Source organism: Corynebacterium sp. HMSC072A04, from assembly GCF_001809235.1.
Classification (GTDB): Bacteria; Actinomycetota; Actinomycetes; order Mycobacteriales; family Mycobacteriaceae; genus Corynebacterium; species Corynebacterium hiratae.
The window spans coordinates 19,607-39,988 of record NZ_KV796807.1 but is presented as its reverse complement, the minus strand read 5'-3'; the positions used below and the strand labels follow the sequence as shown (position 1 = coordinate 39,988).

Here is a 20,382-nt window from a genome sequence, read left to right as displayed (position 1 = left end):
TTCGGACGCCAAGGAGAAAAAGCCGCACGCGCAGCCTGGGCACAAGAAGAACGTAAACGACGCGGCCACCCCGACGGGCGACCCGCCACATTCGATACCGGCATCGACAATGAGTGGAACCCCAGCTTAGGCATAAGAAAAGGATGGGCCGGACGCTCCTAAATCCACACGAAATGTCCCTTAGTGCGACACGCCGCAAATCCACACGAAATGTCCCTTAAGCCCGACCATCAAAGCGGCCCTCAACCCCTAGAGCACCGGCCTCCGAGCACGACGAAACCCCTCTCCGACTTAACGGAAAGGGGTTTCATTTGGTGCGGCCTGAGGGGATCGAACCCCCGACCTACTGGGTGTAAACCAGTTGCTCTTCCAGCTGAGCTAAAGCCGCAGTGCACTTGGTGTGCTCGAACAAGATTAGCCCATGGGCACCCGCAGCAACAAATCGGGGTGTGATTCGCCGCTGCGAATGCCGCGTGAGCAGGTACATCCTGCGATTATTCCTTAGGGCTTCTTGGTGTAGCCGCGGGCCACGAGGCAGGACCCCTGCCACTCGCCGAGGCGCTCGGCCTTGGTCTGTACGAGGCCGGCCAATTGTGCAGATTCGGAGATCTCGCCTGGCTCCAAGTTGCCTGGCTTTCCAGCTCCTGGGGTCAGCAGCCAGATGCGGCCGGAATCGCCCAAGGGACGGGTGGCATCCACCAGCCCATCGACCAAGTCGCCGTCCTCCGCGCGCCACCACAGCAGCACAAGGTCGCACAACTCGTCGGTCTCTTCCTCGAGGAAGTCCTCCCCCAACACGTCCTCGATGGACTCAGAAATCGTGGGGTCACAGTCTTCGTCCCAACCAAGTTCTAGGGCAATCTGGCCCTCCTCGATGCCGAGCTTGGCTGCAAATCCCGTCACTCGTTGAGTTCCTTCCGATGAAGTAGTTGATGTCATGCAGAGTATTTTAACGGCTACGGTGCACTTTTTCGCGTCAAACCTCCCCCGTTCCTCCCCAGAGGTGGACATTTTCCCCCATAAAACCACCCGTGGGGGCCTCCGAGTGACCCACCGCGAAAGGGGCGCGTATCCTAGAGCAAGATCTGTGTACTACGACCCAGGAGGATTTAATGGCCGACTTGGACGCCCACAACGGCGACTCCAACTTTCCCATCGTTCGCGATGGCGTGGCAGCATACCTGCATGACTCCGACCCCGAGGAGACCCGCGAGTGGATGGACTCCCTCGACGGTCTTCTAGATTCTTCCGATCCGGAGCGCGCCCGCTACCTCATGCTGCGCCTTCTTGAGCGCGCTACCGCCAAGCGCGTGCCGTTGCCGTCGCTGACGTCCTCGGATTTTGTTAACACCATCCCTACCTCCCTGGAGCCAGAGTTCCCGGGCGATGAGGAGTTGGAGAAGCGCTACCGCCGCTGGATCCGCTGGAACGCGGCCATCATGGTGCACCGCGCACAGCGCCCGGGCATCGGCGTCGGTGGCCACATCTCCACCTACGCAGGCGCTGCCCCGCTGTATGAGGTGGGCCTGAACCACTTCTTCAAGGGCAAGGATGATCCCTCCGGCGGCGACCAGGTCTTCTTCCAGGGCCACGCCTCCCCGGGTGTCTACGCCCGCGCCTTCATGGAGGGCCGCCTGAGCGAGGAAGACCTCGATGGCTTCCGCCAGGAGCACTCCCGCGGCGAGGGCAATGGTCTGCCGTCCTACCCGCACCCACGCCTGATGCCGGACTTCTGGGAGTTTCCCACCGTGTCCATGGGCCTGGGCCCCATCAACGCTATCTACCAGGCACGCTTCAATAAGTACCTGGAGACCCGCGGCATCAAGGACACCTCCAAGCAGCATGTCTGGGCCTTCCTCGGCGACGGCGAGATGGATGAGCCGGAGTCCCGTGGTCTGCTGCAGATGGCTTCCCTCTATGAGCTGGATAACCTGACCTTCGTGGTGAACTGTAACCTGCAGCGTCTCGATGGTCCGGTGCGCGGTAACACCCAGATCATTCAGGAGCTGGAGTCCTTCTTCCGCGGTGCCGGCTGGTCCGTCATCAAGATTGTCTGGGGCCGCGGCTGGGACAAGCTGCTGGAAGCCGACAAGGACGGCGCCCTGGTCAACATCATGAACACCACGTCTGATGGTGACTACCAGACCTTCAAGGCTAACGACGGCGCCTACGTGCGCGAGCACTTCTTCGGCCGCGATGAGCGCACGCTCAAGCTGGTGGAGGACATGTCCGATGATGAGATTTGGGCACTGCGCCGCGGTGGCCACGACTACCGCAAGATCTACGCCGCATACGACAAGGCGTTGAGCTACGCTGGCACCGGCCGCCCGACGGTCATCCTGGCCCACACCATTAAGGGCTACGGCCTGGGCCACAACTTCGAGGGCCGCAACGCTACCCACCAGATGAAGAAGCTGACGCTGGAGGATCTGAAGCTCTTCCGCGATAAGCAGGGCATCCCGATCAGCGACGAGCAGCTCGAGGCCGATCCGTACCTGCCGCCGTACTACCACCCGGGCAAGGATGCTCCGGAGATCAAGTACATGCTGGAGCGTCGTAAAGAGCTGGGCGGCTTCCTGCCGGAGCGCCGCGAGAACTTCGAGACGCTGACCACCCCGGATCTGTCCAAGCTGCGCTCGGTCCGCAAGGGTTCCGGCAAGCAGGACGTCGCCACCACCATGGCGCTGGTGCGTACCTTCAAGGAGCTCATGCGCGACAAGGAGCTGGGCAAGCGCGTCGTGCCGATCATTCCGGATGAGGCCCGCACCTTCGGTATGGACTCCTGGTTCCCCACCCTGAAGATTTGGAACCCGCGTGGCCAGAATTACGTCCCGGTGGACCACGACCTCATGCTCTCCTACCGCGAGGCCACGGATGGTCAGATTCTGCACGAGGGCATTTCCGAGGCCGGTGCCGCAGCCTCCTTCACCGCAGCTGCTACCTCCTACGCCACCCAGGGCGAGGCGATGATTCCGCTGTACATCTTCTACTCGATGTTCGGTTTCCAGCGCACCGGCGATGCCTTCTGGGCTGCTGCCGACCAGCTGGGCCGCGGCTTCATCATCGGTGCGACCGCCGGCCGCACCACCCTGACCGGTGAGGGCCTGCAGCACATGGACGGCCACTCCCCGATCTTGGCGTCGACCAACCCGGCCGTGGAGGTCTACGACCCGGCCTTCGGCTACGAGATCGCTCACCTGGTTCCGCGCGGTATTGAGCGCATGTACGGCGAGGACAACGAGCCGATCATGTACTACATCACCGTGTACAACGAGCCGGTCAAGCAGCCTGCTGAGCCGGAGAACCTCGACGTCGAGGGCCTGCACAAGGGCATCTACCACTACAACACCGCCGAGTCCGGCTCCATCCCGGCCAACATCCTGGCCTCCGGTGTGGGTATGTACGAGGCCCTGCGCGCCCAGGAGATCCTGGCTGAGGACTTCGATGTCAAGGCTTCGCTGTTCTCCGTCACCTCGTGGGTCAACCTGGCTCGCGACGGCGCTGCCCGTAACCAGGAAGCTCTGCGCAAGGGCGTTGAGCCCACCGAGGCATTCGCTACCTCCCAGCTCAAGGGCTTCGAGGGCCCGTTCGTCGGTGTCTCCGACTTCGCTACGGACCTGCAGGAGCAGATTCGCCCCTACGTCCCGGGCGACTACATCGTCCTGGGCGCAGATGGCTTCGGATTCTCCGATACCCGCGAAGGCGCTCGCCGCTACTTCAACATCGACGCCGAGTCCATCGTCGTCGCCGTCCTCGAGGGCCTGGCCCGCGAGGGTAAGGTGGAGCGCAGCACCGTGGAGAAGGCAGCTCGTGAGCTGAAGCTCGACGACCCGACCGCCACCATCTCTACGTCCTCCGACGAGGACTAAGGCTTAGGGCTTAACAGCCCCAAGCCCTCCAGCCCCTTCTGCCCCACCTCGGGCAGGAGGGGCATTCTTCTTACCTAAACCGAGGGGCGGCAACTGTCGTTGTTGCCAAAGTTCTGGCCAGATCTTGAATCAGAGGCTCTATCTTTGGCAGAACGGGTAGTTCGACCACCGCGCGGGGCTCAGCCACCGCCAACAAAAGGCCCTGCCGCTGTCGACAAAGGACTTAGCCGGCATTAGCGCGGCTTAGTCGCCACCGAGCACGCGATCGAGGACCCGGCCCAAGGCCTTGGAGACCTCGCTGGGCTCTTCCAAGATGACCATGTGGCCAGCACCGTCGACGACGGTCAGGGTGGAGTCCGGCCAGTGGCGGGCAATCACCTCCGATTGGCGGTGCGGGGTCACGATGTCATGCTGGCCCACCACGATTTCGCCCAGCACGCTGCGCAGCCGGGCCGTTGCGCCGAACTCAGAGTGCTCCACCAAGTCATCGAAGAAGCCCGCATAGCTCGACATCGGCGTATCCAGCAGCATCGCCACGTGGAATTGCAGCTTGTCCATTTGTGGGAAGCCCTGCAGCAGCGCCGCGAAAGCCGGGGCGATGACAGCCGCTACCTCAAAGCGCACCCGGTTGAGCCGACGGGGCAGCTTCAAGCACGCGCGGTAGACCGCGCCGAGGGTCTTCGATTCCAAGATGCGAGCCACGCCTGCGGCGGCAAAGCGCTGCATAGAGGTGGCCACCAGCGCCATCCCCTCAACGCGGTCAAAGATCTGGCGCGGTGCGCGGCGCAGCAGGTTAAGCGCAATCATTCCGCCCATCGAGTGCCCAAGCAGCACCAACGGCCCCTCGGCGGCACGCTCAGCGATGACGGCCAGCACATCGTCGGCCGCGCCCCGAACCGTGCACTGCGCGGGGGCGACGTGGGTGGATTGGCCGTGGCCGCGAACGTCGACAAGCAGGCAGCGCACCGTGGGATAGTTGCGGCGCACGTCGTTGACCTGGGAATAGAAGCTCTCAGCAGACAGGCAATAGCCGTGGATGAAGACCGCGGTGACCTCCGCATCCGCAGGGCCCACCTCGTACCACGCCACGCGCACGCCGTCGTTGTCGACGAAGCCCGAGTCGCTCACCGCAGTCAGGCCCGGTTCAGTCGTGAGATCATGCAGCTCATTGTGGACGGCGTGCTCGATGGCGCGCATGCGGGGGCGAACCCGGCGCGACCAGCTGCGCGCGACGGCGGAGGAACGTGCTCGAATAACCATGACATTTCAATACTAGACTGGGCCCCATGGCTAATGACCTTTCAGCGCAACTCCAAGCCCGTTTCGGCTCCGCGCCGGCCGAAGAGCAGGATTCTGCACCCGCCGGCGACGCCTATAGCGAACTGACGCGCCTCATCACGAAGGTAACCGGCGTGGAGGAAGGACTAGAGCGCGAAGCAAAGCTGGAGGACCTGGGGGTTGAATCACTCGAGCGCATCGAATTAGCCGTGCGCCTCGAGGAAGCCTGCGGGGTCCGCCTTAATGAAGAAACCATGCTCTCCGTAACCACGGTGGGCGAACTTGCTGACTACGTGGAGGAACACTCGTGATTTCTTACCTCTCTGACATGGACGGCGTCCTCATCAAGGAAGGGGAGATGATTCCCGGCGCGGATAAATTCATCCAAGCGCTGAAGGACAACAACATCGAGTACATGGTGCTGACCAATAACTCGATGTCCACTCCGCGGGACTTGTCAGCACGCCTGCAGAACACCGGCTTGGACATCCCGGCCGAGCGCATCTGGACCTCAGCGACGGCCACGGCGGCCTTCCTCTCCAACCAGGCAGGGCTGTCCACGGCTTATGTCGTGGGCGAGTCCGGCCTGACCACCGCGCTGCACGAGGCCGGCTGGATCCTCAACGACCGAGAAGCGGACTTCGTGGTCTTGGGCGAGACCCGCACCTATTCTTTTGAAGCCATCACCACGGCCATCAATCTCATCCGCAACGGCGCGCGCTTCATTGCCACTAACCCGGACGTCACGGGCCCGGCCCCGCAGGGCGTGCTGCCGGCCACGGGTGCTGTGGCCGCACTCATCACCGCGGCGACCAACCGCGAGCCCTACTACGTGGGCAAGCCGAACCCGGTCATGATGCGCAGCGCCTTAAACAACATCGGCGCACACTCGGAAAACACCGTCATGATCGGTGACCGCATGGATACCGACGTCAAGTCAGGCCTCGAGGCCGGCATGCGCAGCATCCTGGTGCGCTCCGGCATCAGCGATGACCGCATCATCGAGCGCTATCCTTTCCGCCCGACGCGCATCATTGACTCCGTGGCGGACCTGCCGGAGCGCATCTTCGATCCCTTCGCGGACTAGGCCTTCACCGACTTAGACCGCACGCTTGACGACGCCCCGGAAACCATACTCCCCCGCTAGCATCTCCACCGCGCGGCCCAGCGCTTCTAGTTCGCTGGGCGTTCCGGTGAGCACTTGCTGGCAGCCGATTCCGACACCTGTGTTGTCGACTCCCTTAGCAGCGTTTGCTGCATTGTCGGCTTTTATGCCGACAACGTCCCACAGCGGGTCGCGGCGCCAGCGGGTGCACCATTGGGCAGTCAGCGGGTCATCGCCGGGGACGATGAATTCGCTTTCGCTGCGAATACAGCGCGCCATGGCGCGCTCAATGGCCGGGCGCAGGCTGCGCGGCATGCCCGAGATCTGCAGCACGGCGGTGCAGACCTCACCGCAGGCGCGGTTGGGCCACGTATCCGCTGGGCTGCCAAGTGGGCTGGCTGAAGGGGCCGGCTCGGTTGCACCGGCTACCTGCGGGTGAACGCGTTGATTCACTCCTTAAACTCCTTTGACGTGCGAGTGATGGCACGCCGGCATGCGCCGACGCAAGACGAGCTTCGTCTTCCCCTACGAACTAGTCTTCATCACGCCACTCGCGCCGAGGCGCGAACACCGATTGGTGTGGCCACGGTATGTGGCCACTCGGTGCGTCATTGTGTGCCCACGATTTTCCCCTGCCACTTAGGCCACAACAACCCTCAACCTGCACTTAAGCCCCCACTGCCTCAATATCAGGTTGAGACTTTCGCCCGGAAATTCACCCCATTAACCACATTCGCCACATGAGGGCTCACGAGCATCATGTGCGCGCGGTCGCCACAGGTGCCCCACTACCCCCGTTGTGGCGCCTGTCGGTGCGCCGCTACGCCATCCAAGTTCTTCACCGCGGCTATGGCTAGCGCGCCTGGCACTCCTCCCAGATCGCCGTATTGGTCTCGGCCCACAGCGGCTTGCACCAGTCTCCGAAGTCGCGGTCCGTGAGCGCCACCATCGCCCACTCACCGGCCACCCACAGGTAGGTTCCGCTCATGCCGAAATGCCCCACGGCATCGGCTGGCAAGCCGCCCATCCATTGCTTCTTTTCGCCATGGATTTCAAAGCCCAACCCCCACGTGCAGTCCTTGAAGCTGCCGTAGCCCGGCACAATCCCGCGCAGCCCGGGGAACTGGACGCTGCGCATGTCTTCCACGGTGGAGGAATCCAGCAAACGCGGCGCGTACACCTCGGCGGCAAAGGCGGCGAGGTCCTCCACGCTAGAGACCAGCCCGTGCCCGGCCGAGCCTTCCAGGGTGGTGGCCTGCATGCCCAGCGGGGCGCACACGCCTTCCGCAAGGTAGTCAGCAAAAGGAATCTCGGTAGCAGCCTCGACTACCTCGGCAGCCCACTCATAACCCGCCGAGGAATAGATACGGCGCTCTCCTACCGGTTTTTGAGACTCCCGGGTATCAAAGCCCACGCCCGAGGCATGGGCCAACAGGTGTCGCAGCGTGGAGCCTTCAGGACCGGCTGCCTGATCCAGCTCCACAGCGCCCTCCTCTACTGCCACCATCACCCCATAGGCGGCCACCAGCTTGGTCACGGAGGCTACTGGGAAGCGGCGGGAGACATCACCGACCTGTTCTACTACCTCACCGCGGTGCAGCAAGGCACCGGCAACGGTATCGACGGGCCAGGACTCAAGAGAAGAAAAAGCGCTCATGCGCTCCAGCTTAACGAGGATCGCGCTCGCAGCCTACGCCATCACCATCGCGGTCAAACTTGGAACGGAAGCCCGGGTCACTCGGGTAGATGGGGCGGCCCAGCGCGTTCCACACATCGGCGCAGCGAGAGTAGTAGGCCGGAGCCGGTGCCGGCTTCGGTGCGGGGGCAGGTGCAGGCGCAGGGGCGGGAGCCGGCGCAGGAGCCGGTTCCGGAGCTGGCTGCGGTGCGGGGGCAGGTGCAGGTGCCGGAGCAGGTGCGGGCTCCTGTGCCTTCGGCGAAGGAATCACGCCCGGCAGCGGGTTCGGGATGATTCCCTGCTGCACGGCCCAGAACACGCCGCCGGCGATGGCCGCGAGAAGCGCTGCGCTAATGCCCAGGCCCAAGGCAATCCTCTCACCCTGGGAAGACTGCTCGAATTCGGCGTCATCTTCCTCCTTGCTGGAGGAGCCAGTGCCTTCGGTGGAGGAGCCCAGCTCCTTGCTGGAGGATTCAACATCCAGCTCCGAAGACAGGCCGGACTCGAGGTCGCCCGTATCAGACGGAGAGGAAACCGCGGTGGGGGCCTCCTCGTAGGAAGCACCGGTCTCCGCCTGAGCGGGGACGACAACGGACAGGGAGAGAGAAACAGAGACAGAGGCGGCGAGCACCGCACGAGAGAACTTCTTCATAAGCATAAGTTATAGCCCGTAACTCACCCCGCAAGAAATTGCTCCACCCCAAGGGGTAAAGCACACATGAAGCCACGGAAAACCACACCTGACCGGCGGGCGAATTCTCTGCCCCCAAGTTGCGACACCGCCTCAGCGGAGAAACCGTAGAGCCATGCGCCGCTCTCTAACTCGTCGCCGCCTCCTCCACGCCTCCGGATTAGCCACAGCCACCGCTGCCTCCCTCGTCGCCTCTTCAGCCTCGGCAGCCGATCCCACGTCCACCTCCTCCCTCGGGCTAGTAGAGCCGCCCGCGGGCACGCTGCCCTTCGTGCACGGAGTGGCATCCGGCGATCCGATTCCGGATTCAGTCATCCTCTGGACGCGCATCACGCCCACCGAGGAGGCACTGCCGGGCAGCGGCGTAGGCCCTTCGGTCACCGTGGAGTGGGAGGTGGCAGCGGATGGGGAGATGAGGGACGTCGTCAAGCGCGGCACTGCGGTGACCTCCGCGGACCGCGACCATACCGTCCACGTGGACCCGCACGGCCTGCAGCCGGACACCGAGTATTTTTATCGCTTCCTCGTCGATGGTGTCTCCTCCCCCATCGGGCGGACCAAGACCGCACCTGCGGCCACCTCCTCGCCGGAGCAGCTCACGTTTGGGGTCGCCTCCTGCGCGAACTGGGAGTCGGGCTTCTTCAGCGCTTACGCGGACATCGCCCAGCGCGCGCACTCCGGGCAGCTGGATTACATGGTGTTCTTAGGCGATTACATCTACGAGTACGCCGCCGGCGAATACTCCGGGTTTGGGCCGGTGCGCCTGCACCACCCAGCGCACGAGATCACCACGCTGGCGGATTACCGCACGCGCTACGGGCGCTACCGCACCGACCCCGACCTGCAGGCAGCGCATGCCGCTCTGCCGTGGATCGTCGTGTGGGATGACCATGAAACAGCCAACGATAACTGGGCCGGCGGCGCGGAGAACCACGACCCCGCCACGGAAGGAAGCTGGCAGGAACGCCAAACGGCGGCCATGCGCGCCTACTTCGAGTGGATGCCCGTGCGCGCCACCGCGCCTTCCGACGCCGGGCATCTGTACCGCTCACTGACCTTCGGCGATTTGGCGGAGCTGACCATGATGGACCTGCGCACCTACCGCGACCAGCAGACGCCGTGGAACCCAGTGGCGTTTATGAAAGAGGGCCGGAGCATGCTGGGCTCGGAGCAGTATGACTGGCTGCTGGGAAAGATTGAGACCTCGCAGGCCACGTGGAATCTGCTGGGGAATTCGGTGATGTTTGCCCCGCTGAACCTAGTGTCGCTGCAGGAGAATTCGCTGACCGCACAGGTGGCCGCCGCCCTGACGAAGAACATCACAGGGATTCCCGTCAATGGGGACCAGTGGGATGGTTACTCCGCAGAACGCCGCGCGCTTATCGACGCCCTCCGCGCCTCCCCTGCCCACGCCCTGTTCCTCACCGGCGATATCCACACCGAATGGGCGCATACGATTAGCAAGGGCGAGGAGGTGGTTGCCGCGGAGATGGTGTGCGGGTCCGTGTCGGCGCCCAATATCAACGAGGCGCTCAACCTACGCGCGGGCAATACTGTCTCCCGCCTTGCCGAACAGGTATTACGCCAGGCCAACCCGCAGTGCCACCACGTCGATCTGGATAGCCACGGCTATTGCTTCGTCACGCTGAGCCGCGAGGAGGCGCAGATGCACTGGCTGCGTGTGGATGATGTGCTCAGGCCGGGTTCCCCCGTGAGGCAGGCGCATGCGCTGACCTATAGGCCGGGCGCGGGAGTTGTGAGCTAGCTTGCTTGCGTTAACGATCGGTGGCGATGGGCCGATACATAGGGTGTAGCGCATTACGCCGCTGCACTTCCCTATCACTCATATCTCTCGTGCGCCCTCTCCAAGCGTCTCTCTCACCTCTCTCTGTGCAGCGCCTCTCGACCCCCCCTTCCGGGTCTACATCTCGGCGGAAGGCTCCGAGGCCCCTTCAGTAGCGGTAGCCTGTGCGCCCTCAGTGGGCGCGGGAGTTTCGGAGACCCCTTCCTCCGCTGGTGTTTGGGTTGTCGGTTCCCCTGGATTCGCAGGTGCGTAGGTGGCCTCACTGTCCGGGGCGCTATCAGTGACTGTGCCCTGTACGCTTTCCGCCGGCTCCTCGGGCGTGGAGACATAGGAAGGCTCGTCCTGCGGCGCGGTTTGTGGCGTTGGCGAAGGTTCGGAGGGCTGAGTGGACTCGGACGTTGTCTCTGATTGTCCCATCCAGCGCGAGGGTGATAGCCACCCGGCATTCTCCACGCCGTCTGGGTTGGCGGACGCTAACAGCAGCACACTGATCGCGCCGAGCCCGGCGATAAGCCCTGTGGTGGAGCGGCGCACGCGCCCGCCAAGCGTCCAGAAGGAGTCCCACTTGTTCTCCGGTTTATCCGCGCGCCAGATACCGCGGCCGTAATCATCCTCTTCCTCGTCGTCGGGTTCGGCCGAATAGGCCGGGCGCCCGGGGCCGTCATCCTTGCTGTCTTGCGCTTCGGCGGCCGCGTCAGCGACAGCGTCAGCGGCGATAGCTTCCGTCTCGGATGCCGAGCGCTTTTGCTCTGGCTCGGTGTTAGCGCCGGCCGCCGGCATGACGGTAGTGGGGGCATCGGCATCCACCGCGCCGCCCAGCACCTCCAGGACTTCACCCGCGACGTTTTCGGCGTTAGGCAGCTTGTACAGATCCCAGAAGGAAGAAAGCAGCGCCGAGCGGATCGCGCGCTCCACCGCCCACTGGCGTGCGGGGTTGACCTGCACCAAGACGCGGTACTTCACCTGCCATGGCTGGCCGGCCACCGTGGGAGCAACCAACCCAGTAGCGGGCAGAACGTCGAGCTCACCAGCCACGTCCGCGCGGATGTCCGGGGTATCGATGGCGCGTTGTGAAATCTTCTCTACCTGTTCGGTCAGATCCTGCACGGAATCGCCCTCATGGACCGGGATGGCAATATCCACCACCGCGCGCGACCACTCTTGCGAGTAATTTGTGACCACGCCCGCCGAACCGTTCGGCACCATGACAACTTCACCGGTCGGCGTACGCACCGTCGTCGTGCGCAAGGTCAGCGAAACGACGGTGCCCTCCACGCCGGTCACTCCGTCGAAGCTGACATAGTCACCCACACCGAATTGCTTTTCCGAGAGGATAAAGAAACCGGCGAGGAAATCACCGATGATCGACTGGGCGCCGAAACCGACGGCAGCCGAGACCACGGTTGCCGGGATGGCCGCCCCCAGGGGAGGCACCCCAACGTTGGCCAGCGCCGCCAACACGAGCAGGAAGTACGCCACCGCCTGTGCCACATAGACCAGCGCGCCGGCCAGCGCCAAGCGCGCCTTGGTGGACTCTTGGTTTTCATCGAGGCGGGACTCAATAACCCGCACCGCCAAGCGGCCGATGCGCGGGATGAGAATCGCCAACAACAGCATTCCTAGCAGCGGCAAGCCATGGTCAACGAAGGCCTGCCAAATGGCGAAAAAGTAATACTTCAGCATTACGCCAAGCCTAGTCCTACAGCCTGACAGAACCCTTGGAATCTCAAGCGCGGTGGATGAGATAGTAGTTCGGAGTGGGCTTCCACGTGTAGCCAGCAGGGATGATGTCCTTGCCGTAGGCGCTGAATGCCTTAGTCGTCCACAGCGGAATCGCCGGCATCTTCTCCAGCAACAGCTCCTGGGCCTGCAAGTAGTACTCCTGGGCCTCCTCCCGGTCCTTCGCCTGGCCTACCTTCTTCAGCAACTCGTCGTATTCGGTGCTGCGAAAACCTGACTCGTTTTCTGAGGAATAGGAGGCAAACAGCGGCACCAGGAAGGTCGACTCATCCGGAAATTCCGCCTGCCAAATCGTCCTGAAAGCACCGGTAATGTGCCGCGCTGTGACCTCTCGACGCAATTCCTTCAAGGTCCCAAATTCCTTGCTTTCGGCGAGCACCCCGAGGGTATCCGTCACCTGCTGAGCCACCGCATCGACCCACGTCTTGTGGCCGCCATCGGCGTTAAACGCGATGCTGAACGTCCCCTTAAAGGGGTCTAGCTTCTCCGCCTGTGCCCACAGCTCGCGGGCTCTATCCGGCTGGTAGGTCAGCACGTCAGCACCTTCCGGCGCAGGCGGTGGGGAGCCGAAGAGCGGCGCTACGAAGCTGTTGGCCGGAGTCACTCGGTCGTGGAAGATGTCCCGCGCAATCTTTTCTCGGTCTACCGCCATGGACAGGGCCCGGCGGCGCAGGCGGCCAGCCTCGCCGCGGAAATTGGCATCGTTGGCGGGAATGGTGATCTCCATGATCGAACCGCCAGGCTTAGTAAGGGCCCGCGCGCCGAGCTCCTTTTCGAAGCTTCCGAGCTTCTCCGCCGGGATGCGCGTCAGCACGTCCAGCCGGCCCGCCACAAGATCCTCGTAGGCCTGCTCCTCCGAGGCGTACACGACGAACTTAATGCCCTCATTCTGCGGGTGTCGCGGCCCTTTATAACGCGGGTTCGGCACGAGGGTCAACGCCTTCTCACGTTCCCACGAGGCCAACAGGTATGGCCCGCTGCCAATCGGGTCCGTGCCGCGCTCACTCAGCTTGTCCTGATCCGCAGAGCGCATGGGGAAAAAGACGGAATAACCCAAGCGTTCAATGAAGCCCGCCGTGGGGCGCGAGAGCTCAATGCGGAAGGACTTCTCCCCCGTCACCGTCAGCCCGCGCATCTCCTTCCTGCCTTCATTGAAACCGAGAATCGGCGCAAAGTGATGTGCGGAAAGCAGGGACTGGCGCACTGCCGTATTCCACGTATCGACGAAGTCCTGCGCGCTGACCTTCGAGCCATCGGAGAACACCGCGTCTTCACGAATCTGCACGTCAAACGTGGTGTCATCAACCTGCGTGACGGATTCCGCCATGTCGTAATGGGCGCCGCCGTCCTTATCCAGGTACATCAGGCCCGAGTACACCAGGTTGATGATGGTTTGGCCTGGCACGTCGTTGGAATCGGCCGGGATGAGGGAGCGCTGCGGCTCCGAGATATCGGTAGTAATGAGATTCATTCCCGAGGTATCCATGCGCTCCGGTTCCGTTCCGCAACCCGCCAGCGTGGGGGCCGCAACGCCCGACACCGCCAGCGCCGCGAGCATGCCCAGAAAAGAACGCCTCGACGTCACGCGTCCATCACCTCACTTTCATCACTAGATTAAAGCATTTCTCAGGTTCTAATCATCTCTTTTTTCATATCGGCGCATGAGTCTTTCCACCAATTCATCGGTGAGCTGATCATCGGCCAAGATGCGGTCCAAAAGCTCGCGCGGCGTTGGCCCCTCTGCGCTCTGTTCCTCGTAGGAGTCACCGCTTAGGTCCACACCGAAGTCGGAAGTTTCTGCCTCCGCAGCGACCGGCTCCATCATCTCCGACATCTCTGCGACTTCCTCGTTGAAGGAGTCGAGGAATTCGGAGGCATCGATGGCGGCTTCCGCACGGCGCTTGCCGGCTCGGACTTCGCGCTCGATGCGGCGTTGCAGGGCCTTTTCCATCTGGTTGTGGCGCCAGGAGCGAAGCTTCGTGGGCTCTAGACGACGCCCCACGGCACGCCCCTTGCTTTCCGCCTTGCGCGCCATGACCATGACGTAAGCCGCGGTGTCATTGACCGGCGCCCATTCCTGGCGAGCGGGTACGCGCCAGCCCGCCCAGATGCCCAGCATGGTGAGGACAAAGGACACAACCGGCCCGAGAATAACCCCCCACGCCAAGTAGCCGGCCGAGTCTGCGCCCAAGACCACCAGCGCGCAGGCCACCGCGGGGATCACGGTGGGGGTGTTATCACCAAAGACCGCGGGCTCGCGCCCCATGGCGATGTCACGGATCATGGAGCCGCCCGTAGCCGTGAACACACCCATCATGATGCAGGGAATCAGGGGCAGGCCATACGCGATGGCTTTGAGCGCGCCTGTCGACGCCCACAGGGCCGAGACCACCGCATCACCATGCGACTGCACGTAGTCCCACGTTTTGCCCTTGAAGTAGACGAAGCGGGCGATGATGGCGCCAGTAAACGCCAGGTAGAGATACTCCGGCTGGCTCATTGCGGCGACGGTGCCGCGGTTAATGAGCACGTCACGGATCATGCCGCCGCCGAGGGAAGAGAACATCGCGATGAAGAAGAAACCCACGATGTCATAGCCGCGCTGCCGGGCCATGGTGCCACCGATGATGCCCATGAGGAGGACACCTATGATGTCGGACCAGTAGTACAGCGACTCGATCAACGGGTCCATCTCGACAACGCTCATGGTGGTCATCGTATCGGGTGCTAAGCAATCTCTCGCATTGAGGAGCTATTCCTTGCAATGCGCCGCCTAGCTGGCGGACCGCTAAGGCTCAGAAAATGAGCTAATGCATGTAGAGCTCGTTGTAGGCTTTCTCAATCCAAATGACATAAAACACTTCCCCGTCTTTCCAGCCCGCGAAAGGAAGATTCCCTTTGTGACGGTAAACCCGGAATTTCTCCACATCCTGAAATTGCCGCGGAATCTGAGGCTTGATAGCGCTTGCCGGAATAAACTCTGAGCCGAGTCCGTGCCTGGGATGCTGTGCCAGCTCTTTCCATGAAAGCACTGACCGCTTGTGCCACTTTTCCAGAAACTCTGCGCGCATTGAATCATCTAGTTCTTCGAAGCCCCACCCCTGCTGCAGGAATCGCGTTGACAGGAGCGGATAGTCAGCCCGCGAGCTACGAAGAGCATCCACGACGCTTGAATCTGGGGCGCTCCTCACCCCTCTGGTTGGCCTACTCCCCCGTCGTTTACTTTTCGTGCCCACAGCTAGCAGAAGTAGTTCTTCAGATCGGCATCAGTTATTTCTAACCCGCGTTTGCCCTCCACGAAGTTCTTTTTCCACGGCGACTCGGTGTGGGTTTTATTCCGCAGAGCCCATGCAGAGTAGGGGCCATACTTATCCCATACCTCAATCAAGTCCTGCTCAACGTCGCGGTAATCATCCCAGTCGAAATCATCCGAGACGAACTCATCGGGGTCTATGGGAAGCTTTCCGTAGTGCTTAACGTCATGGTAGACGTCCACGACTACTGGACCATGAGCCCAGGCTTCCATTCGTTCAGGAAAAAGCGGCAGGCCGTCGGAGGAGCGCATATGCAGCCCTTTGGCGTAGTAGAGAAGCTTTTGAAGCTTGAGCTGCGTAATGTCAGCATCATCAGTTTCATCAGCCCACGCTACAAACCATTCGGCTATTTGCCGCGCCGTAAATTGCTCCATGCTTGCCCTCCTTCCGCTTCCCGCTAAGAGTACAACAGGCCCAAGACATGTGAACATCTCAATGTTGGATCGAGCGCGAAACACCTGCTTAAAGGAGAGCATAGAAGCTCTAAATTGTGGGGCCACCGGGGCTCGAACCCGGGACCAACGGATTATGAGTCCGTAGCTCTAACCGACTGAGCTATAGCCCCGCGTATTCCCTACCCACGCAACCCACGCCAGTACTTAACTGGTGCGCCACGTACGGCAGCGAATCCGCTCCCAGCAACATTAATCGGCAGGCCCAGAAAACGGCAATTTAGGGCTCGTCCTGGCCGAGCTCCTCGCCTGGGTTTGCCCCGTCCAGGTCTTCCGGGCCTGAACTCTGCGCCTGGTCTTCGTCAGCGGCCTTCTGCCCCTTCACCGACACAACGACCCCGATAACGTAGGAGGCGATCACCCCGAAAACGCTGAGCCAAAAGAGTATCGAGGACAGGTCTAGGGCCCACCGACCGACAATCTGGGTGAAGGCGGATTTCACGCTCTCGTCGGTATCGCCGAGATCTACGATAAAAAAGCCAGCAAGGAAGAGGAACACGGTCACAGCAATGAATGCCCACGACTCGCGCCACCCGAAGGCCTTGTACGTTCCGCCCCCTTCATCTTCCTTCGGGGTACGTACGGGGATGAGCCACAAAACTAACAGCGCAAGGACCACGATGCCGCCGGCCGGAAGGGTAAAGAATGCGAGCCATCCGCCGACACCAAATATGACCCGCCCCAAAGCAAAGAACGCCGTGCCTAAAAGGCTCATGACAAGCGCCGCGACGGAGCTGATCTGAACGTTCCGATACTTCATGCCAAAAGCCTAGCGTGCATCGCCGCTACTTTCACCTACAAAACTGACGACGCTCAGCCCTAGACCCACTGCACAGGGACCTCAGCCGCTGAGTAAGCTGCCAGGCTTATTTTTTCTCTCTCTTTTTCCAGGCTTGTCTACGCTCACGCCTTCGAGCGCGTTTTGCTTTGCGAATGTCCACGACCCAATGCGGAACAAAAGGCCACGGAAGCGGAATCCCGAACGCGCCCGTAAACCCAATGAGTGCGATGAGCATAGCCACCATGAACGGAGCAGCCAGCACCGTTTCGACAGGCTCGGGAAGGCCCATACTTACAACCAACCCCAAGGCACCGCCAGCGCCCATCAAGAGCGTGCCATAAGGATAAACAAAGAGGAGGCCATCGCTCTCTGCGCCGTCCGGCTCGGCTGAGTCGTACCATTCTTCAGATTGCGGAATCCGCCGCACGTACTGGATGTAAAAGGTCCAGTAGGCCACCATGACCAACACTAAACCGATGTATAAGAGCAGATCGGTAATAGAGCTGTCGATAGGATGTAGCCTCCTGTGGTTGCTTTTGCGGTGTGTAGTAAAACGCTACCAGCGCCGGCTGGGTTAAGGCATGGGGCGAGAACGAAAACTCAGCGCCCGACCTAGGAAAGACTTATCTGATGAAGAATCTGTGAGCTTGTAGTCTCGTGATCATGAGGCTCCTTTCCTTTAGCGTGTCCAACTTCCGCAGCATCCGCGCCACCCAAACGCTCACGCTCTACCACGACTGGCAGCACTCCACCGCCCCGGAGGACGGCTGGGCGCAGGTTAGCGATCCCATCACCGTACTCATCGGCCCCACCGCTTCCGGCAAGAGCAGCATCCTCAACGCCCTCGCCTTCGCCCTGCTCGCCATCGAGTCCTCTGCCACCGCCTGGCTTGCCGACGCCCCACCCAACCAACTCCCCCACGCCCCGTACCGTCTCAACCCCCGCACGCAACGCCTGCCCAGCACTTTTGAGCTGGAGTTCGAGCTCGATGGCGTGCGCTACCTCTACGGCTTCCAGTGGAGTTTTACCGGCGTGCATGCCGAGTGGCTCAGCCGCGTGCCATCGACCAGGTGGAGCCCCTGCTTCGTGCGCACCCGCGGCGAGGAGGTGCAGTGGACTAAGTCCTTTATGGATGAGGGGGACGTCGCCAAGCTTGGCCCCGTCGATGACACCGAGCTGCTCCTGTCCGCTGGACTGCGCGATGAGCACCCCATCCTCGCCCCGCTAGCCCGTGCCCTGGTGCACGACGTGGCCTACCTGCCGCACGGCCATACCTCCATGAGTACTGCCTCCCGCATCACCACCCTTATCCGTGAGGGCAAGCTGCACCTGCATGAGGCTGCCGCGCTGCTGCGCGCGGCCGATGCCGGAATCAACTCCGTGCGGCTGAACCAGGACCACATCCCCGAGCATGTCTTCCGCCAGATGCGCCCGGTCATTGATGCGCTCAGCCGCAGCGCCGGCAGCATCCGCCGACCAGACGAGTTCCAGGCTTACTCCGATGCGGAGATCGAGTCCCTGCTGCACTCCATCATCGTGGAGCACAAAGTCGGTGACTCCTACTACGCGCTGAAGCTGACCGATGAATCCGGTGGCACGCAGAATTGGATGGCCACCGCTCCCCTGGTTCTGGACACGCTGCGCCGCGGTGGGATCCTGGTGGCCGATGAGCTGGATTCCGCCCTGCGCCCAGCACTGCTGGATTTCATCATCTATGCCTTCCGCGAGCCCAGCATCAACGTCAACGGCGCGCAGCTCATCTTTGCCTCCCACGCCTTCAGCGTGCTTGAGCGCTCCAGCGAGCTGGGCTTGCGCCCGGAGAGCTTCTGGTCAGTGGAAAAGACCGATGCCGGCGAATCAGAGCTACACAACCTCAGCGAGACATCCGTGTCACTCGACAACCCCGACGCCACCCACCGCTTCCTTCGCGAGCGCTACGGCACTGCCTCCCGTGCGGCTCTCGATGCGCTGCAGGAGCTTGTTAGGGCTTAAGAGTGCGGGCTATAGCACCACCGACCACTGGAAAGTCTGCGGCTACAAGCGCTGAGCGGATGAAACTAGCGCTGCGCGAGCGCCTGCAAGGCTTCACGCACAGCGCTGGCAAAATTGTCGCAACCCGCTCTCCTCAGCGCATCGTCTAGGCCCTGAAAGCCCTTCCTTTTCTGCCAATACTCCAGCTGCTGACTCGTACATTCAATCACTAAGTTTGGAGCGGAATCGCGAATGAGCATGAGGAATGCATCCGCATTCATTATCTCGTAGCGCTGCTCGCTGGCAGTAATGGTTATATCCTGGGGCGAGTTATCAGTAAGGATGATGTCGGCTTGTGAGGCGAAAGCCGCCGCGTGGACATGGTAGTCATGACGATCCAAACCGTCGAAAGGCATGTCTCCGGGAAAATCATCAATGATTTCCTCCATCACCGCACCGATCTTCTCGACACGGTCCTTGATAATTCTCCCAGGTGCTGTGGGATGTTTCCGCCGCATCGCCCGTACCGTTTCCGCAAGTACGTCTTGAGACGTATAGAACACAAACATGTCTCCAGATAAAATCTGCAGCGCAAAAAGCCAATCTAGGATTGTACGGCTCACTAAAATGTTTGCGTCAACGAATACCTTTTGCGGCATGTTCTCGAGGATAGTAACCGCGTTAGCCCAGTGCAGTTTCTAGCAGTTCTCAATGCACCTAGGCCTGTGAAAAGAAACTCTCGTTCTCCTCTTCGAATGCACGCCATTCTTGGAACGCTTTCACGCGTTCCTCAGCGCGCTGGCGTTTCAACTGCAGGACATCCTCACGCTTAAACCGCGTATGTGTTCCGCGCTTGTGGGTAGCTATCCTTCCTTCCTTTGCCCATTTCATGAGCGTTGGACGCGAGATGCCTAACAGCTCGGCAGCTACTGTACTGGTGAGCTCCTCAGGAATGCGAGAGATTGTGACTTCCCCTCGCTGCGCGACAGAAGCCAAGACCTGAGAAATCAATCGCTGAACATCACGCGACAACGGGACTGGGCGCCCGTGCTTATCTGCTACCCGAAAGCTCGCTGCCTCGAGAGTCTGCAGCGACTTCAGCTCTTCGAGAGTAGTTTCTTCGATCATGAGCCGATCGTTGATGAGTGCAGAGGCAGTCATCAGCGCTCCTTTCCCAGCGTGACACTTACACCTGAAACGCCTTTCGCTTACAAGTGAAACCTCCCTCAAGGATAACCGAGTTGCATGCTCTTGCGCTAGCCGCCCCAATCAACTTCCGAGGCGTTGTTATTCAACAGGTTGGCCAAGTCACTTGCGACAACAGTAAGAGTCACCCCCATGCACGACCGAGTGCCACTAGATTAGGGGCTGTGCACAACTGAAATTCTTGTTGGACAGCCAGATGAATCGGAGTAGCACAATGACTGATTTTATAATCATCTACAAACGTCGCTCAGGCGAGTCTTTCATCAAACAATTCTCGGACTCGACGCAAGCGCTTAAGGAACGCCTCCGCCGCGAAGCAGCGATCGACGATCCTGATATTGAGATCGCCCATATTTCAGCACCTTCCCTGGAATCCTTGAAAAAGTCGCATTCCCGGTATTTCATGGGCCGCGTAGAGATAGAAGACGACCAGGTGAACGCAGCTTAAAGCTTCACTCATGGCCCGCCGCCATGGGCGTGATTATTTCGACCTGCA

General features: G+C 61.3%; 20 protein-coding genes, 2 tRNA genes and 1 pseudogene. 7 read left to right on the top strand and 16 right to left on the bottom strand.

Annotated features, from left to right (window positions below; all coding sequences use genetic code 11):
- Positions 1-162: pseudogene (locus HMPREF2565_RS13790) on the top strand (IS256 family transposase); the annotation flags it as partial.
- Positions 163-312: 150 nt separating this feature from the next.
- On the opposite strand, the gene HMPREF2565_RS10735 reads toward HMPREF2565_RS13790, so the two are convergent.
- Together HMPREF2565_RS10735 and HMPREF2565_RS10730 are read right to left on the bottom strand one after the other, a co-directional pair.
- Positions 313-388, bottom strand: a tRNA-Val gene (locus HMPREF2565_RS10735).
- A 113-nt stretch (positions 389-501) separates the two neighbouring features.
- Positions 502-939 carry a DUF3052 domain-containing protein gene (locus tag HMPREF2565_RS10730; protein WP_071407338.1) on the bottom strand — a complete coding sequence of 146 codons (438 nt, stop codon included), beginning with the start codon at positions 937-939 and terminating at the stop codon, positions 502-504.
- A gap of 173 nt (positions 940-1,112) precedes the next feature.
- Between HMPREF2565_RS10730 and aceE the strand changes: the two genes are divergently transcribed.
- Positions 1,113-3,869 carry a pyruvate dehydrogenase (acetyl-transferring), homodimeric type gene (gene aceE / locus HMPREF2565_RS10725; protein ID WP_049156849.1) on the top strand — a complete coding sequence of 919 codons (2,757 nt, stop codon included), beginning with the start codon at positions 1,113-1,115 and terminating at the stop codon, positions 3,867-3,869.
- A 243-nt stretch (positions 3,870-4,112) separates the two neighbouring features.
- Here the strand turns inward: aceE and HMPREF2565_RS10720 are convergent, their stop codons facing one another.
- A complete protein-coding gene (locus tag HMPREF2565_RS10720; protein ID WP_071407337.1) occupies positions 4,113-5,129 on the bottom strand; it encodes an alpha/beta fold hydrolase in 1,017 nt (338 codons plus the stop codon).
- A gap of 26 nt (positions 5,130-5,155) precedes the next feature.
- On the opposite strand from HMPREF2565_RS10720, the gene HMPREF2565_RS10715 reads away from it, so the two are divergent.
- Both HMPREF2565_RS10715 and HMPREF2565_RS10710 read left to right on the top strand, forming a co-directional pair.
- A complete protein-coding gene (locus HMPREF2565_RS10715; RefSeq protein WP_071407336.1) occupies positions 5,156-5,458 on the top strand; it encodes an acyl carrier protein in 303 nt (100 codons plus the stop codon).
- A 17-nt stretch (positions 5,459-5,475) separates the two neighbouring features.
- Positions 5,476-6,234, top strand: coding sequence for an HAD-IIA family hydrolase (locus HMPREF2565_RS10710; protein ID WP_158396164.1), 759 nt, complete (start codon positions 5,476-5,478; stop codon positions 6,232-6,234).
- Between the two features lie 12 nt (positions 6,235-6,246).
- Here the strand turns inward: HMPREF2565_RS10710 and HMPREF2565_RS10705 are convergent, their stop codons facing one another.
- From HMPREF2565_RS10705 to HMPREF2565_RS10695, 3 genes are all read right to left on the bottom strand, one after another.
- Positions 6,247-6,705: a hypothetical protein gene (locus tag HMPREF2565_RS10705; RefSeq protein ID WP_071407335.1), complete on the bottom strand. Its 459-nt coding sequence runs from the start codon at positions 6,703-6,705 to the stop codon at positions 6,247-6,249.
- Positions 6,706-7,105: 400 nt separating this feature from the next.
- Positions 7,106-7,909 (bottom strand): serine hydrolase domain-containing protein, encoded by an 804-nt coding sequence (locus tag HMPREF2565_RS10700; protein WP_071407334.1) that lies wholly within the window; start codon positions 7,907-7,909, stop codon positions 7,106-7,108.
- A gap of 10 nt (positions 7,910-7,919) precedes the next feature.
- Positions 7,920-8,579 (bottom strand): excalibur calcium-binding domain-containing protein, encoded by a 660-nt coding sequence (locus HMPREF2565_RS10695; protein ID WP_071407342.1) that lies wholly within the window; start codon positions 8,577-8,579, stop codon positions 7,920-7,922.
- Between the two features lie 154 nt (positions 8,580-8,733).
- Between HMPREF2565_RS10695 and HMPREF2565_RS10690 the strand changes: the two genes are divergently transcribed.
- The gene (locus HMPREF2565_RS10690; RefSeq protein ID WP_071407333.1) at positions 8,734-10,383 is read left to right on the top strand and encodes an alkaline phosphatase D family protein; all 1,650 of its coding nucleotides are present in this window, start codon (positions 8,734-8,736) and stop codon (positions 10,381-10,383) included.
- Between the two features lie 156 nt (positions 10,384-10,539).
- Here HMPREF2565_RS10690 and HMPREF2565_RS10685 read toward each other — a convergent pair whose 3' ends face one another.
- The 8 genes from HMPREF2565_RS10685 to HMPREF2565_RS10650 all read right to left on the bottom strand — a co-directional run bounded on the left by HMPREF2565_RS10685 (position 10,540) and on the right by HMPREF2565_RS10650 (position 17,169).
- Positions 10,540-12,105, bottom strand: a complete 1,566-nt coding sequence (locus HMPREF2565_RS10685; protein ID WP_071407332.1) for a mechanosensitive ion channel family protein — start codon at positions 12,103-12,105, stop codon at positions 10,540-10,542.
- Positions 12,106-12,148: 43 nt separating this feature from the next.
- Positions 12,149-13,747, bottom strand: a complete 1,599-nt coding sequence (locus HMPREF2565_RS10680; RefSeq protein WP_246819146.1) for a peptide ABC transporter substrate-binding protein — start codon at positions 13,745-13,747, stop codon at positions 12,149-12,151.
- 48 nt (positions 13,748-13,795) lie between these two features.
- Entirely contained in the window at positions 13,796-14,869 is a 1,074-nt protein-coding gene (locus HMPREF2565_RS10675) for a trimeric intracellular cation channel family protein (RefSeq protein WP_071407341.1), read from the bottom strand.
- Positions 14,870-14,969: 100 nt separating this feature from the next.
- Complete coding sequence (locus tag HMPREF2565_RS10670; RefSeq protein WP_070510638.1) at positions 14,970-15,326, bottom strand: hypothetical protein; 357 nt, start codon at positions 15,324-15,326, stop codon at positions 14,970-14,972.
- A 74-nt stretch (positions 15,327-15,400) separates the two neighbouring features.
- Positions 15,401-15,850 carry a Panacea domain-containing protein gene (locus tag HMPREF2565_RS10665; protein WP_070517348.1) on the bottom strand — a complete coding sequence of 150 codons (450 nt, stop codon included), beginning with the start codon at positions 15,848-15,850 and terminating at the stop codon, positions 15,401-15,403.
- A gap of 117 nt (positions 15,851-15,967) precedes the next feature.
- Positions 15,968-16,041: transfer RNA gene (locus tag HMPREF2565_RS10660), tRNA-Ile, on the bottom strand.
- Positions 16,042-16,148: 107 nt separating this feature from the next.
- Positions 16,149-16,688, bottom strand: coding sequence for an MFS transporter (locus tag HMPREF2565_RS10655; RefSeq protein ID WP_071407329.1), 540 nt, complete (start codon positions 16,686-16,688; stop codon positions 16,149-16,151).
- Between the two features lie 106 nt (positions 16,689-16,794).
- The gene (locus HMPREF2565_RS10650; protein ID WP_246819147.1) at positions 16,795-17,169 is read right to left on the bottom strand and encodes a hypothetical protein; all 375 of its coding nucleotides are present in this window, start codon (positions 17,167-17,169) and stop codon (positions 16,795-16,797) included.
- A 203-nt stretch (positions 17,170-17,372) separates the two neighbouring features.
- Here HMPREF2565_RS10650 and HMPREF2565_RS10645 point away from each other — a divergent pair, with 203 nt between their 5' ends.
- Positions 17,373-18,701 carry an AAA family ATPase gene (locus tag HMPREF2565_RS10645; protein WP_071407340.1) on the top strand — a complete coding sequence of 443 codons (1,329 nt, stop codon included), beginning with the start codon at positions 17,373-17,375 and terminating at the stop codon, positions 18,699-18,701.
- A gap of 65 nt (positions 18,702-18,766) precedes the next feature.
- On the opposite strand, the gene HMPREF2565_RS10640 is transcribed toward HMPREF2565_RS10645, so the two are convergent.
- Positions 18,767-19,339: a PIN domain-containing protein gene (locus HMPREF2565_RS10640; protein ID WP_070510646.1), complete on the bottom strand. Its 573-nt coding sequence runs from the start codon at positions 19,337-19,339 to the stop codon at positions 18,767-18,769.
- A gap of 58 nt (positions 19,340-19,397) precedes the next feature.
- Entirely contained in the window at positions 19,398-19,841 is a 444-nt protein-coding gene (locus HMPREF2565_RS10635; protein WP_070517343.1) for a helix-turn-helix domain-containing protein, read from the bottom strand.
- A gap of 259 nt (positions 19,842-20,100) precedes the next feature.
- Here HMPREF2565_RS10635 and HMPREF2565_RS10630 point away from each other — a divergent pair, with 259 nt between their 5' ends.
- Positions 20,101-20,334, top strand: coding sequence for a hypothetical protein (locus tag HMPREF2565_RS10630; RefSeq protein WP_046647074.1), 234 nt, complete (start codon positions 20,101-20,103; stop codon positions 20,332-20,334).
- The last annotated feature ends 48 nt before the right edge of the window (positions 20,335-20,382 follow it).